Below are 12,844 nucleotides of genomic sequence, written 5' to 3'. Positions count from 1 at the left end.
CATTCCTTCATCCACGCAAAAGGAGCACCACCGATGACCGCCAACCAACTGCCCGAAAGCCAACGCCAGCGCTGCGAGGTGTGGACCCGCGTGATGGGTTATCACCGCCCGGTGTCGGCCTTCAACGCCGGCAAGCAATCCGAGCACCGCGAGCGCCGCCACTTCCGCGAGACGCGATGAACGCAACCCTGAGGGTCGGGGGCCTGGTGCCCCTGACCACCCTCGACTACCCCGGCCTGCTCGCCTGCGTGCTGTTCTGCCAGGGCTGCGCCTGGCGCTGCCGCTACTGCCACAACCCGGAGCTGATTGCGCCGCGCGGCGAAGAGGAAATCGGTTGGGACGACATCCTCGCCTTCCTCCGCCGTCGCCAGGGCCTGTTGCAGGCTGTGGTGTTCAGTGGCGGCGAGGCGACTCTGCAGAACGCGCTACCGGAGGCCATGGCCAGCGTGCGCGAGATGGGTTTCCGCGCTGGCCTGCACAGCGCCGGCATCCGCCCGGAGTCCTTTGCCCGAGCACTGCCCCAGGCGGACTGGGTGGGGTTCGACGTGAAGGGACTGGCCGAGGACATGGACGCCACTACCGGTGTGAAGCGCAGCGGACGAGCCAACTGGCGCAGCCTGGAGCTGTTGCTGGACAGCGGCGCGGACCACGAATGCCGGACGACCGTGCATTGGCAGTTGTTCGACCTGGAGCGCCTGCGCCGGCTGGCAACGCAGTTGCGCGGCATGGGTGTGGAAAACTTCGTCGTGCAACTGGCCCGCAGTGGGCGGCAGCTCGATCCGGAGCTGATCGCCACGCCCGCGCCCCATGGCGCACCTGATCTCTGGCGAGAGCTGCACGCGCTGTTCCCAAGCTTCGAACTGCGCGACGCGTGAACATCCGTACCTCCTGACGCTCGGCATTCCCCTGTAGGAGCAGACCACACCCGCGATCGCGCGCATGGCGCGCCCCTACGATTCAACTCCGCCTCAAGCGCTTTCGCAGGAGCAAGAAAAAAGCCCCGCCGAAGCGGGGCTTTTCATCACATCGACAGCCGATCCATCAGGACGACAGGTAAGCCGAGCGGGTCAGCCCCAGGCGCAGCGCATCAAGGTACTGGGTGCGCTCGCGAACGGTGAGCTTGGCCCCGGCGACCTTGTCGCGGTAGTGGGTCATCAGCTCCTCGGGCGACAGGTGCACGTAACGCAGCATGTCCTCGATGGTGTCGTGGGTCTCGATGCCGGCATGGTAGAAGCTGCCGTCGGCGTTCTGGTAGACGTTCACCGAGTCGGTGTCGCCGAACAGGTTGTGCATGTCGCCGAGGATTTCCTGGTAGGCGCCGACCAGGAAGGTGCCGATCAGGTAGTCCTCGCCTTCCTTCACATCGTGCACCGGCATGCTGGTCTCGATGCTCTGCTCGTCGACGTACTGGGTGATCTTGCCGTCGGAGTCGCAGGTCAGGTCCTGCAGTACCGCGCGGCGGGTCGGTTCCTCGCCCAGGCGGTGGATCGGCAGGATCGGCAGCACCTGGCCGATGGCCCAGGTGTCGGGCAGGCTCTGGAACACCGAGAAGTTGCAGATGTACTTGTCGGCCAGCTTGTCGTTCAGCTCGTCGAGCACCTGGCGGTGCGAACGCTGGTGCGCCTTGAGCTGGTTGTGCAGGCGGCGGCAGATGGCGAAGTAGCATTGCTCGGCCAGGGCCTTCTGCGCCAGGCTGATCTTGCCCTCGGCGTACTGCGCGGCGGCGTCGCTCATGTAGTGGGTGGCGCGCCAGTAGGTCTCGGTGACCATCTCGGCGTCGGTCGGGCCGAGCAGGTCGGCCAGCCACTGGACGATCTCCGGCTGTTCGGCCAGGTCGGTGATCTTCGGCACTTCGTCGTTGTGGCGCTCGACGTCGGTCACCTGGGTGATCAGCACCGCGTGGTGCGCGGTCAGTGCGCGGCCGCTCTCGGAGAAGATGTGCGGATGCGGCAGGCCCTGCGCGTCGCAGAACTCTTTCAGCATGCCGACCACCACACCGGCGTAGTCGTCGATGTCGTAGTTGATCGAGCTGGCGTTGCGCGAGTGGGTGCCGTCGTAGTCCACGCCCAGGCCGCCGCCGACGTCCACGTGGTCCACCGGCAGGCCGAGGGCACGCAGTTCGCCGTAGTAGCGGATGGCTTCCTTGAAGCCGTGCTGGTAGTCGGCCAGGTTGGCGATCTGCGAGCCCATGTGGAAGTGCAGCAGGCGCACGCCCTGGTCCAGGCCGGCGGCGCGGAAGCGCTCGACCACCGACAGCAGCTGCGCGGCGGACAGGCCGAACTTGGCCTTCTCGCCACCGGTGTCGGCCCACTTCGACGATGCCAGCGAGGACAGGCGCACGCGCAGGCCGACCTGGGGCAGCACGCCGATCACGGCGGCTTCCTCGATCACCAGCTGCACCTCGGATTCCTTCTCGATCACGATGAACACGTTGTGGCCGAGCTTCTGCCCCATCAGCGCCAGCTTGATGAACTCGCGGTCCTTGTAGCCGTTGCAGACGATGGTGCCGCCCTTGGGCGCCAGCGCCAGCACGGCCATCAGCTCGGGCTTGGAGCCGGCCTCCAGGCCGATGGAGACGTTCTGCGTGGCGATGATGCTTTCCACCACCGCTTCCTGCTGGTTCACCTTGATCGGGTACAGCGCGGTGTAGCGGCTGCTGTATTCCAGGCGCGCGATGTTGGCGTCGAAGGCACCGGTGAGCTTGCGCACGCGGTCCTGGAGGATATCCGGGAAGCGCACCAGCAGCGGCAGCGACAGGCCCGCCTCGCGCAGCTGCTCGACCAGCCCGTGCAGATCGATCGGCTGGGCATCGGCGCCCTGCGGGCGAACTTCCACGTTACCGGCGTCGTTGATGGCGTAGTAGCCAGCGCCCCAGTGGCGAATTCCGTAGATGCTGCGGCTGTCTGCCACGGTCCAGTTGCTGCCGTCGTCTTTGCGGGTCCGTCTAGCGGCCATGCGGGGTGGTCTCCTCAATTTGCGCGAATGTGTGCAGGCGCCCGCCCGGCGTGCGGGTGAGTCGTCAGGCCTGGTGGTGTAAACCTAGCCGGGCCTCGTGACGTTGCCGTGTTGACCGCCGGGGTTGGCGGTAAGTTTAGGAAAATCCGACGACACGCCCAGGGCGCGCCGATAAATCTCCCATCTAGGGAAAGGGCTTGCCGGCCATGCGCACGACGCGCATCGCCTGGAACCCGTTCTCGACAGGGGAGAGTCGCTTGCGACAGAAGACGGCTCAGCCGCCGGATTTCTTCGCCTTGAGGCCGCGCTTGGTCAGCTCTTCGAGCAGCAGGTCGACGTGGTCGCCCTGGATCTCGATGATGCCGTCCTTCAGCGCGCCACCCGTGCCGCAGCGTTTCTTCAGCGCCGTGGCCAGGTCCTTCAGCGCATCGGCCGCCAGCGGCACGCCGGTCACCGTGGTCACGGTCTTGCCACCGCGGCCCTTGGTTTCCCGACGCACGCGAGCGATGCCATCGCCGGCCGGAATCTCGGCCTGCTTGCAGATGCACGCGCCAATGGGCTGATTGCAGTCCGGGCAATGCCGGCCGGAATCAGTGGAATAGACGAGCCCGCCGAGGGCGGACAGGGAGGATGCTTTCTTGACCACCGGGCGTTTCCCCAGGATTGGCCTCTTCGGGCCAGGTCAACGAATGGCCGGCTGGCGCCGACCGCGACGCCCCACTCAGGCAGGGGCTGCGCAATTCCCGGCGGAGGACCCTGCCGGAAAGGTCGCGCAATTTAGCAGCATTGAAGGCAAATGCTAAGACCGAAAATGCGTCATTGATCGGTGGTTTGGCGACATGGGACGCGATTCGGGGTGAAGGGTTGCCTGTAGGAGCGAGCTTGCTCGCGAACAAACCCCACAGCGGGGCTCAGTTCGCGAGCAAGCTCGCTCCTACGAAAAGCAACCCGACGTCAGAAGCTGACCAGGTACTTGCGCAACGCCGCCAGCGAATCCGGGCAATACAGCGCACCCGCCCTGGCCTCGGCCAGCGCCTGGTGAGGGTCGATGAATTTCGCTTCCAGCACCTCTTCGGGCTGCAGCTTCAGCGGCGCATCGGACACGGCGGAGAACACCGCGCACCACAGGCGGTTGTCCGGCTGGTCGAAGAAGAAGGTGCCGTGGGCACGCAATTCGACGCCAGCGATGCCCAGCTCTTCTTCCAGCTCGCGGGCGGCGGACTCCGCATAGCTCTCGTCAGCCTGCACCATGCCGCCGGCGGCCGGGTCCCAGTAACCGGGGTAGACCGCCTTGCTCAGGGTGCGGCGGTGCACGCACAGCTCACCGGCGGAGTTGAACAGCAGGATGAAGGTGCCGCGGCCGATCAGCCCGCGCGCACGCAGTTCGGCGCGCGGCAGGCTGCCCAGCAACTGGTCGTCTTCGTCGACCCAGGCGATCTTCTCGGCGTCCGAAGCCGCCCGGTGGGCGGCCTCCTTGCGGCTGATGCCTTCCATCGATCAGCCCTGGGCCAGCAGCTGGCGCAGGTCGATGATCGCGGCGTTGGCGCGGGAGATGTAGTTGGCCATCACCAGCGAGTGGTTGGCCAGCACGCCGAAGCCGCTGCCGTTGAGGACCATCGGGCTCCACAGCGGCGCCTCGGCGGCCTCCAGCTCGCGGATGATCTGGCGCACGCTGACGGTGGCGTTCTTCTTCGCCAGCACGTCGGCGAAGTCCACCTCGATGGCGCGCAGGATGTGCGACAGCGCCCAGGCCTGGCCGCGGGCTTCGTAGAACACGTTGTCGATCTGCATCCAGGGAGTTTCCTGGATCACTTCCTCGACTTCCGGCGCCTGGCCGGGGGTGACCGGCTGCATCGGCGTGATGTTGGTGTTCAGCTTGACCCGACCGACGCTGGCCGAGAGGCGCTGGGACAGCGAGCCCAGGCGGGTGGAAACGTCACCCAGCCAGTTGTTCAGGCTGTCGGCGCGGGCATAGAACTGCGCGCCGGCCGGATCGGCGGAGAGACGGCCGAGGTAACGGTCCAGGGACTTGATGCCCTCGGCGTATTCCGACTCGGAGGACGGCAGCGCCCAGCTCTTGTTGTCGAAGTTGAAGCGCGGCTCGGCGCGCGCCAGGTCGGCGTCCTCGGTGGACTGCGACTGGGAGCGGGCGAAGTCCTTGCGCAGCGCGCGGGACAGGTCGCGCACCTGGACCAGGGCGCCGTATTCCCAGCTGGGCATGTTGTCCAGCCAGACGCCCGGCGGGAAGATGTCGTTGGACAGGTAGCCGCCCGGTTTGTTGAGCAGCGTGGCGACCACTTCCTTGAGGGTTTCCACCGTGGTGTAGCCCACCACCATCTGCCGGCCGGCACGTTCGGCGGCGGCCTGGGCGTTCTGCTGCACGGGGAACAGGTCCGGCTCCTGGCTCCAGTACCAGCCGATCGCGCCGCAGATCACCAGGTAGACGCCCAGCAGACCGCCGAGCACGCGGCCCAGCCAGGGGCCGCCGAAGTAGGCGCGCGCGTCGTCCACCGAGTCGTTCACGCGATCACGTACGGAGCCGCGTTTCTTCCAGTTCCACATGGCAAGTTCCTTGATGTCCCGAATTCGAAGATAGCTTGGACCCGCAACCGGCCCCAGGGTGCCGGGATTTTAGGCCTCACTGCGCAAGCATGCCGCACGCAGGCGGGTCAGCGCAGCCTACCCTGCGCATGGTGCTAGGTAATGGTGCGAATTACAAAGCTTGAGATGTTTGACCGAAGGCACTGTTATTGCCATCAAGGATTGGTAGCATAGGGCCATCAGTGTGTATCACGGCGGAAACATATTCGCCCCGCTGGCCGCCGGTACGGCCCTATAAAGAAGCGCGCGATGACCGAGCTCGACGATCCATCCCTCGACCGCCTCAAGCATCACTTCGCCCAGCGGGTGATCCACCAGGCCCGTCACCTGCTGGAAGTCTGGCAACGCCTGTCGCGCTCGGAGTGGAACAGCGCCGGTACGGCGGAACTGGCCGAGGCCTGCCTGCGCCTGCAGCGCTACGCCGAACGCTTCGAGCAGGCCGAGCACGCCGACCTGGCCAAGGCCATCGACCAGTGCCTGCGCGCCGTGCAGGACAACCGCGGGCGCCTCTCCAGCGAGCTGATCACCGAACTCAACCACCTGATGCAGCGCCTGTCGCGCACGGGCCTGCGCCACGGCGACCAGTTCGAGCAGACCCACCTGCCGCCGCTGCGCAAACCGGTCTACCTGGCCCTGCAGGATCAGGAGCGCGCCGAGCGCCTGGCCCAGCAGCTGGAGTTCTTCGGCATGGCCGCGCAGCCCTGCGAGCATGCCAACGCCTTCCGTGCCGCCATGGCGGACCGCCATCCGGCAGCCATCGTCATGGAAATCGACTTCGGGGGCGGCCAGGGCCTGGCCCTGGCCGACGAAGCCCAGGCCGGCCTCAAGCAGAAGCTGCCGGTGCTGTTCTTCAGTCACGAGGAAACCGACACCCCGACCCGCCTGGCCGCCGCCCGCGCCGGTGGCCAGGACTTCTTCAGCGGCGCCCTGGACGCCTCCGGCCTGCTGGAGAAGATCGAAACGCTGACCCGCGTGGCCCATTACGAGCCGTTCCGCGTACTGATCGTCGATGATTCCCGCGCCCAGGCCGCGCACACCGAGATGGTCCTCAACAGCGCCGGCATCGTCACCCGCGCCCTCACCGCGCCGCTGTCGGTGATGACCGAGCTGGCCGAGTTCCAGCCGGACCTGATCATCCTCGACATGTACATGCCCGAGTGCCTGGGCACCGAGCTGGCCAAGGTGATCCGCCAGCACGAGCGCTACGTCAGCGTGCCGATCATCTACCTGTCCGCCGAGGACGACCTGGACAAGCAGCTGGACGCCATGAGCGAGGGCGGCGACGACTTCCTCACCAAGCCGATCAAGCCGCGCCACCTGATCGCCACCGTGCGCAACCGCGCCGCCCGCGCGCGCAGCCTGAAGGCGCGGATGGTGCGCGACAGCCTGACCGGCCTGTACAACCACACCCATACCCTGCAGCTGCTGGATGACGCCCGCTTCCGCGCACGCCGCGAGGAGCGCCCGCTGACCTTCGCGATGCTCGACATCGACCACTTCAAGCGGGTCAACGACACCTACGGCCACCCCATGGGCGACCGGGTGATCAAGAGCCTGGCGCTGTTCCTCAAGCAGCGCCTGCGCAAGACCGATCACATCGGCCGCTACGGCGGCGAGGAATTCGCCGTGGTGCTGCCGGACACCGATGCCGCCTCGGCGCACAAGGTGCTGGAGGAAATCCGCCAGCGCTTCGCCGAGATTCATTACCCGGCGCAGCCCCACGACCTGTCCTGCACCTTCAGCTGCGGCATCGCCGAGCTGGGCGATGAGATGGACATCAAGACCCTCGCCAAGCAGGCCGACGAGGCGCTGTACACCGCCAAGCACGGCGGCCGCAATCGCGTCGAGGTCTTCAAGTAACACCCCGCAGTGGCGGCGCGGCGCTCTGCCGCGCCATTTCCCGACCGAATGCTGGCACCGTGTCATCAGCCAGTAACGAAACTGCAATAGGTTCAGGGCTCGCCGTTTTTCGCTGTCGGTCGAGACCTGCCATGCGCCTCAAGCTGCTCACCAACCTCAATACCTTCCTGCTCCTGCTCGTGTGCCTCGCGCTGGGCGCCACCCTGTGGTGGTCGCAACGCGCCCTGGAGCGCCCGTTCACCTTGATGGACCGCTACCTGGAACTTTCCCAGGGCTTCGAGCGCAAGGTCGCGCAGAACATCCAGGCGTACCTCGCCAGTGGCGACGCGCTCAAGCAGAAGGCCGCCCAGCAAGGGCTGGACGAATTGGCCCAGGAGCTGCCGCAACTGCCGGACAGCCTCGGCCAACTGCTCGGCCAGCGCCTCGACGAGCTGCGCCAGTTCAGCGGCAACCAGTTGCTCGCCGCCGGCAAGCTGGCCGGCGATCCACAGGGTCTGCTGCTGCAGGCCGAGCGCGACCTGCTGGCCGCACTGGACCAGCTCGGCACCTATGCCGACGCCAGCCAGAACCCCGCCGCCGCCGAGTACCGCACCCCGCTGCTGCAGGCCGGCCTGCACCTGACGCGCCTGGCCCACGCCCGCGCCAAGCTGGTGGAAAGCGGCAACCCGGCGCTGGCCGAGGACCTCCAGCGCGAGCTGGAAGCCCTGCGCCAGCTGGCCGAACGCATCGACGCCCTGCCGCTACTCGGCGTGCTGGAGCAGCAGGCCTCCGCCTCCGACGACTTCGCCGCGATGATGGGCCTGGAATCCCAGCCGGCCGCACAGGCGCAGAGCGAGGATCGCGGCGTCACCCTCAAGCGCGACCTCGCCAGTGTTCTGCGTCGCTACCCCGACGAACTGGACCGCACCCGCCAACTGGTCGCCCAGCGCCAGGAGCTGGCCGCCGCCACTGCCCAGCGCCTGGGCGCCGTGCAGCAGGCCCTGGCGACTCTGGAGCCGCAGGTACGCGAGGAGCGCTCGAAGATCCAGGCACAGGTACGCGTCATCCAGGGCGCGCTGATCGCCCTGATCCTCGCCACCGCGCTGCTCATCGACACCCTGCAACGCCGCCTGGCGCGCGTGCTCGGCCAACTGGTCCCGGCGCTCTCCACCTGGGCCCGTGGCGACTTCGCCAAGCCCATCGACCTAGCCACCCGTACCCGCGACCTGGTGGAGCTGCAGGAGTCGCTGAACCGTCTGCGCGACTTCCTCGGTACCCTGGTCGGCACCATCCACCAGCGCGCCGAGGAAGTGGCCGGCAGCAGCCGCGCCCTGGCCGAACTCAGCGGCGGCCTGCACGCCGGCGCGGAACGCCAGGCCAGCGACACCGGGGAAATCCGCGACGCGCTGGGCGACATGGAAGCGGCGATCCAGCAGGTGGCCGGCGACGCCAGCCAGGCCGCCTCGGCCAGCCATGCCGCCGGCATGGCCGTCGAGCAGGGCCAGCAGGTGATCGGCAACAGCCTGAACGGCATGCGCGCGCTGGTGGACGAAGTGCAGAGCAACGCGCAGGCCATCGAGAACCTGGCGGAAGAATCGGCCACCATCGGCAATGTTCTGGGAGTGATCCGCTCCATTGCCGAACAGACCAACCTGCTGGCCCTCAACGCCGCCATCGAGGCCGCCCGGGCCGGCGAGCAGGGTCGTGGCTTTGCGGTCGTCGCCGAAGAGGTCCGCTCACTGGCACTGCGCACCGCCGGTGCCACCGAGGAAATCCAGCAGCTCACCGCACGCCTGCAACAGGCCGCACGGCAGTCGGTGGAAGCGATGCGCAGCCAGGTCGAGCACGCGGAAGTGACCGCCAACCAGGCCGGTGCCGCCGAGGGCGCTCTGGACGAAGTGGTCGGTGCCATCCGCACCATCGCCAGCATGGCCGAACGCATTGCCGAGAGTTCCGCCCAGCAGAGCGGCGCGGTCAGCGAGATTCGCTCGCACAGCGAACGCATCCACGAACTGGGCAGCCAGAACCTGCGCCTGATCGGCCAGGGCCGCAGCCAGGGCGAGCAACTGCAGGAACTGGGCGGTGCGCTGCATACGGCGGTGCGGGCGTTCCGCGTCTGAGCCCGAACCTGGGGACGCAGGCGCTGGGGCGATTCGCGAGCAAGCTCGCTCCTACAGGGGCGCTCTTCGTAGGAGCGAGGGGGACGCCCAGTTCTTGCTCGCGAACGCTCTTCAGGCCGAGCTCAACGCTCGCCCAGCTTGTGCCGCGCCGCGTACAGGCAAACCATCTCCATCGCCAGGGTCGCGCCGGCCAGGGCGGTGATTTCGGCGCTGTCGTAGGGCGGCGCGACTTCCACCACGTCCATCCCCACCAGGTTGATGCCGCGCAACGCACGGAGGATTTCCAGTGCCTGGTGCGAACTCAGCCCGCCGCAGACTGGCGTGCCGGTGCCCGGTGCGAAGGCCGGGTCGAGGCAGTCGATGTCGAAGGTCAGGTACACCGGGTTGTCGCCGACCCGCGCACGGATACGCTCGGCGATGGCTTGCGGCGAGTGGCGATGGACTTCGCGGGCATCCAGCACCTGGAAGCCCATGACGTCGTCGTTGGTGGTGCGCAGGCCGACCTGCACCGAGCGCGACGGGTCCACCAATCCCTCGCGGGCCGCGTGGTAGAACATGGTGCCGTGGTCGATGCGCTGGCAGTCTTCGTCGGGCCAGGTGTCGCTGTGCGCGTCGAAGTGGATCAGCGACAGCGGGCCGTGCTTCTTCGCGTGGGCCTTGAGCAGCGGGTAGCTGATGAAGTGGTCGCCGCCCAGGGTCAGCAGCGCGCAACCGGCATCGAGGATGCGCGCGGCGTGGGCTTCGATGACCTCCGGGGTTTCCTGCGGCACGCCGTGGTCGAAGGAACAGTCGCCGTAGTCGATCACCGCCAGGTGGTCGAAGGGGTCGAACTCCCAGGGGAAGTGCCGGGCCCAGGCCATCTGCACCGAGGCGGCACGAATCGCGCGCGGCCCGAAGCGGCTGCCGGGACGGTTGGTGGTGGCGGTGTCGAACGGCACGCCGCTGACCACCAGGTCCACACCGCGCAGGTCACGGCTGTAGCGACGGCGCATGAAGCTGGTGATGCCGGCATAGGTGGATTCGGCAGCGGTGCCATACAGGCTGTCGCGGGTGATGGCCTGGTCGTTGTCGTTTGCGAGATCCATGGCGTCCTCTTGTTCGTTATCAGGTGATCACGGTATTGGGTGTAGGAGCGCGCCATGCGCGCGATCGCGGGCGTGGCGCGCTCCTACAGGGAGATTCGGGCTCAGCTACGGGTACGGAACGCCGACCACAGCCGCGTGCGGTCGCGCTGTTGCTTGAGCGTCAGCAGCTGCTCGCCGAACAGCTTCTGCCGCATGGCCGCCGGCGGGTAGATATCCGGGTCGCTGGCCACATCGGCGTTGAGCAGCGGCGTCGCCTTGAGGTTGGCGTTGGCGAAGTACAGGGTGTTGGTCAGCTCGGCGATGGAGTCCGGGCGCAGCATGAAGTCGATGAAGGCGCGGGCTTCCTGCGGGTGGGGGGCGTCCACCGGGATGGCCATGGTGTCGAACCAGATCAGCGTGCCTTCCCTGGGAATCCGGTAGATCACCTCGAACGGCTTGTTCGCCTGCTTGGCCTGCGCGGCGCCCATCAGCGCATCGCCGGTGTAGGTCAGGGCGACGCACAGCGAACCGTTGGCCAGGTCATTGATGTGCTTGCCGCTGGCGATGTAGCGCACGTTGGGTTGCAGCTTGCCCAGCAGTTCACGGACCTGGGCGAGGTCGGCCGGCTCGGTGCTGTAGGGCGACTTGCCGAGGTAGTTCAGCGCCACGCTGATGACTTCCTGGGGCGAATCGATCAGCGAGATGCCGCAGTCGGCCAGGCGGCTGGCGTACTCGGGCTTGAACAGCAGGTCGAGGCTGTCCAGCGGCGCATCGGGAATGCGCTTGAGCACTTCGTCCTTGTTGATCGCCAGGCCCACGGTGCCCCAGGTGTAGGGCACGCCGAAGCGATTGCCCGGATCGATGGCGGCGAGTTTTGCCAGCAGTTCCGGATCGAGGTTGGCGAAGTTCTTCAGTTGCGCATCGCCCACCGGCTGCACGGCCTTGGCCTGGATGGCGCGGGCCAGCCCGCTGCTGGCGGGGAAGACGACGTCGTAGCCGCTGCGGCCGGTCATCAGCTTGCTGTCGAGTACTTCGGCGCTGTCGAAGGTGTCGTATTTGACGCGGATGCCGGTTTCCTTCTGGAAGCGCTGCAGCGCGTCGGCGCCGACGTAATCCGCCCAGTTGTAAAGGTTGAGCACCCGCTCCTGCGCCTGCAGGGGCACGGCCAGCGCCACGGCCAGCGCCGCGAGAGTCGCCCGGAAGAACACACGCATGATCATCGCCTCGGAGTTGTTGTGGTTATGGGGCGAGCATGGGGCGGGCTTTACTTTGTAAAAATACAAAGTTAATTACTTTGGCATTTCATCAGAACAATGTTTGAGGACGACCATGCTCAGCCAATTGCGCGATCTCGACCTGCAGCTGCTGCGCCTGTTCGTCACGGTGGTCGAATGCGGCGGCTTCAGCGCCGCACAGGGCGAGCTGGGATTGAGCCAGCCGAGCATCAGCATCCAGATGGCCAAGCTGGAGACGCGCCTGGGCTACCGCCTGTGCGAACGCGGCAAGGGCGGCTTCCGCCTGACGCCCAAGGGCGAGCACCTGTTGCAGGCGACGCGGCGGCTGTTCCTGTCCATAGAGGACTTCCGCGACGAGGCGCGCGGGGTGGCCGACAAACTGCTCGGCGAGGTGCGCATCGGCCTGTCGGAAAGCCTCGAAGAGAGCGTGCTGGCGCGGCTGTCCGATGCCATCCGGCGCTTCCGCCAGCGCAACGAGGCGGTCACCCTGGACCTGCTCACCGCCACGCCCGCCGAACTGGAGCGCCTGCTGCTGCAGGACCGGCTGCACCTGGCGGTCGGCTACTTCGCCGGAACCCAGGCCGCGTTGCAGCACACCACCCTGTTCATCGAACCGCAGGGACTGTACTGCGGCGCCGGCCACCCGGCCTTCAAGGAAAGGAAGCCGACCCGTGACTCGCTGGCCGACGCCGACCAGGTGCTGCACCCCTACCGCTTCATCGCCGCCGACGAACCGTTGCAGACCAGCCGCAGCAGCGCACGCTGCGAGCAGGTGGACGGCAGCCTGGCCTTCATCCTCTCCGGCGCGCACATCGGCTATCTGCCCCGGCACGTCGCCCAGCCCTGGATCGAACGCGGCCAATTGCGCGAACTGCTGCCCGGCGAGTTGGGCTTCGACGTAGCCTTCAGCCTGACGCGACATCGCGGTCGCCATCCCGGCGACGCCGAACAGGCTTTCGTCAGCGACCTGCTGGCAGCCTTCGGCCAGCACGCGGCAGATTGACGCAGGAGCAGCAGGGGAACCCGACCG

11 protein-coding genes are annotated in these 12,844 nt (G+C 67.1%); 5 read left to right on the top strand and 6 right to left on the bottom strand.

What is annotated here, in order from left to right:
- Window positions 1–33: 33 nt before the first annotated feature.
- Together nrdD and UB43_RS24515 are read left to right on the top strand one after the other, a co-directional pair.
- A complete protein-coding gene (nrdD, locus tag UB43_RS24520; protein WP_024766965.1) occupies window positions 34–180 on the top strand; it encodes an anaerobic ribonucleoside-triphosphate reductase in 147 nt (48 codons plus the stop codon).
- Window positions 177–875: an anaerobic ribonucleoside-triphosphate reductase activating protein gene (locus UB43_RS24515; RefSeq protein WP_045216429.1), complete on the top strand. Its 699-nt coding sequence runs from the start codon at window positions 177–179 to the stop codon at window positions 873–875. The genes nrdD and UB43_RS24515 overlap by 4 nt, the downstream gene beginning before the upstream one ends.
- Window positions 876–1,041: 166 nt before the next feature.
- Here UB43_RS24515 and speA read toward each other — a convergent pair whose 3' ends face one another.
- From speA to UB43_RS24495, 4 genes are all read right to left on the bottom strand, one after another.
- Window positions 1,042–2,955 (bottom strand): arginine decarboxylase, encoded by a 1,914-nt coding sequence (speA, locus tag UB43_RS24510; protein WP_045216427.1) that lies wholly within the window; start codon window positions 2,953–2,955, stop codon window positions 1,042–1,044.
- Between the two features lie 274 nt (window positions 2,956–3,229).
- Window positions 3,230–3,601: a translation initiation factor Sui1 gene (locus tag UB43_RS24505; protein ID WP_015479046.1), complete on the bottom strand. Its 372-nt coding sequence runs from the start codon at window positions 3,599–3,601 to the stop codon at window positions 3,230–3,232.
- Between the two features lie 308 nt (window positions 3,602–3,909).
- Window positions 3,910–4,449 carry an NUDIX hydrolase gene (locus tag UB43_RS24500; protein WP_045216425.1) on the bottom strand — a complete coding sequence of 180 codons (540 nt, stop codon included), beginning with the start codon at window positions 4,447–4,449 and terminating at the stop codon, window positions 3,910–3,912.
- A 3-nt stretch (window positions 4,450–4,452) separates the two neighbouring features.
- On the bottom strand, window positions 4,453–5,517 hold the full coding sequence (locus tag UB43_RS24495) for a DUF2333 family protein (protein WP_045216423.1): 1,065 nt from the start codon (window positions 5,515–5,517) through the stop codon (window positions 4,453–4,455).
- A gap of 288 nt (window positions 5,518–5,805) precedes the next feature.
- Between UB43_RS24495 and UB43_RS24490 the strand changes: the two genes are divergently transcribed.
- Complete coding sequence (locus UB43_RS24490) at window positions 5,806–7,416, top strand: PleD family two-component system response regulator (RefSeq protein ID WP_045216422.1); 1,611 nt, start codon at window positions 5,806–5,808, stop codon at window positions 7,414–7,416.
- Window positions 7,417–7,547: 131 nt separating this feature from the next.
- Window positions 7,548–9,515: a methyl-accepting chemotaxis protein gene (locus tag UB43_RS24485; protein ID WP_045216421.1), complete on the top strand. Its 1,968-nt coding sequence runs from the start codon at window positions 7,548–7,550 to the stop codon at window positions 9,513–9,515.
- 122 nt (window positions 9,516–9,637) lie between these two features.
- Here the strand turns inward: UB43_RS24485 and speB are convergent, their stop codons facing one another.
- Both speB and UB43_RS24475 read right to left on the bottom strand, forming a co-directional pair.
- The gene (gene speB / locus UB43_RS24480; RefSeq protein ID WP_045216419.1) at window positions 9,638–10,600 is read right to left on the bottom strand and encodes an agmatinase; all 963 of its coding nucleotides are present in this window, start codon (window positions 10,598–10,600) and stop codon (window positions 9,638–9,640) included.
- 101 nt (window positions 10,601–10,701) lie between these two features.
- The gene (locus tag UB43_RS24475; RefSeq protein WP_045216921.1) at window positions 10,702–11,793 is read right to left on the bottom strand and encodes a polyamine ABC transporter substrate-binding protein; all 1,092 of its coding nucleotides are present in this window, start codon (window positions 11,791–11,793) and stop codon (window positions 10,702–10,704) included.
- A 115-nt stretch (window positions 11,794–11,908) separates the two neighbouring features.
- Between UB43_RS24475 and UB43_RS24470 the strand changes: the two genes are divergently transcribed.
- Window positions 11,909–12,817, top strand: coding sequence for a LysR family transcriptional regulator (locus UB43_RS24470; RefSeq protein ID WP_045216417.1), 909 nt, complete (start codon window positions 11,909–11,911; stop codon window positions 12,815–12,817).
- Window positions 12,818–12,844: the final 27 nt, after the last annotated feature.

It is taken from the genome of Pseudomonas sp. 21 (genome assembly GCF_000955805.1).
Lineage (GTDB): Bacteria > Pseudomonadota > Gammaproteobacteria > Pseudomonadales > Pseudomonadaceae > Pseudomonas.
Note: the sequence above shows the minus strand (reverse complement) of the source record. Positions and strands in the feature narration are given on the sequence as shown.

Excerpts from the sequence above, each read along its gene's own strand:
- nrdD (WP_024766965.1), top strand. The coding sequence starts at position 34 with ATGACCGCCAACCAACTGCCCGAAAGCCAACGCCAGCGCTGCGAGGTG.
- UB43_RS24515 (WP_045216429.1), top strand. The coding sequence starts at position 177 with ATGAACGCAACCCTGAGGGTCGGGGGCCTGGTGCCCCTGACCACCCTC.
- speA (WP_045216427.1), bottom strand. The coding sequence starts at position 2,955 with ATGGCCGCTAGACGGACCCGCAAAGACGACGGCAGCAACTGGACCGTG.
- UB43_RS24500 (WP_045216425.1), bottom strand. The coding sequence starts at position 4,449 with ATGGAAGGCATCAGCCGCAAGGAGGCCGCCCACCGGGCGGCTTCGGAC.
- UB43_RS24495 (WP_045216423.1), bottom strand. The coding sequence starts at position 5,517 with ATGTGGAACTGGAAGAAACGCGGCTCCGTACGTGATCGCGTGAACGAC.
- UB43_RS24490 (WP_045216422.1), top strand. The coding sequence starts at position 5,806 with ATGACCGAGCTCGACGATCCATCCCTCGACCGCCTCAAGCATCACTTC.
- UB43_RS24485 (WP_045216421.1), top strand. The coding sequence starts at position 7,548 with ATGCGCCTCAAGCTGCTCACCAACCTCAATACCTTCCTGCTCCTGCTC.
- speB (WP_045216419.1), bottom strand. The coding sequence starts at position 10,600 with ATGGATCTCGCAAACGACAACGACCAGGCCATCACCCGCGACAGCCTG.
- UB43_RS24475 (WP_045216921.1), bottom strand. The coding sequence starts at position 11,793 with ATGCGTGTGTTCTTCCGGGCGACTCTCGCGGCGCTGGCCGTGGCGCTG.
- UB43_RS24470 (WP_045216417.1), top strand. The coding sequence starts at position 11,909 with ATGCTCAGCCAATTGCGCGATCTCGACCTGCAGCTGCTGCGCCTGTTC.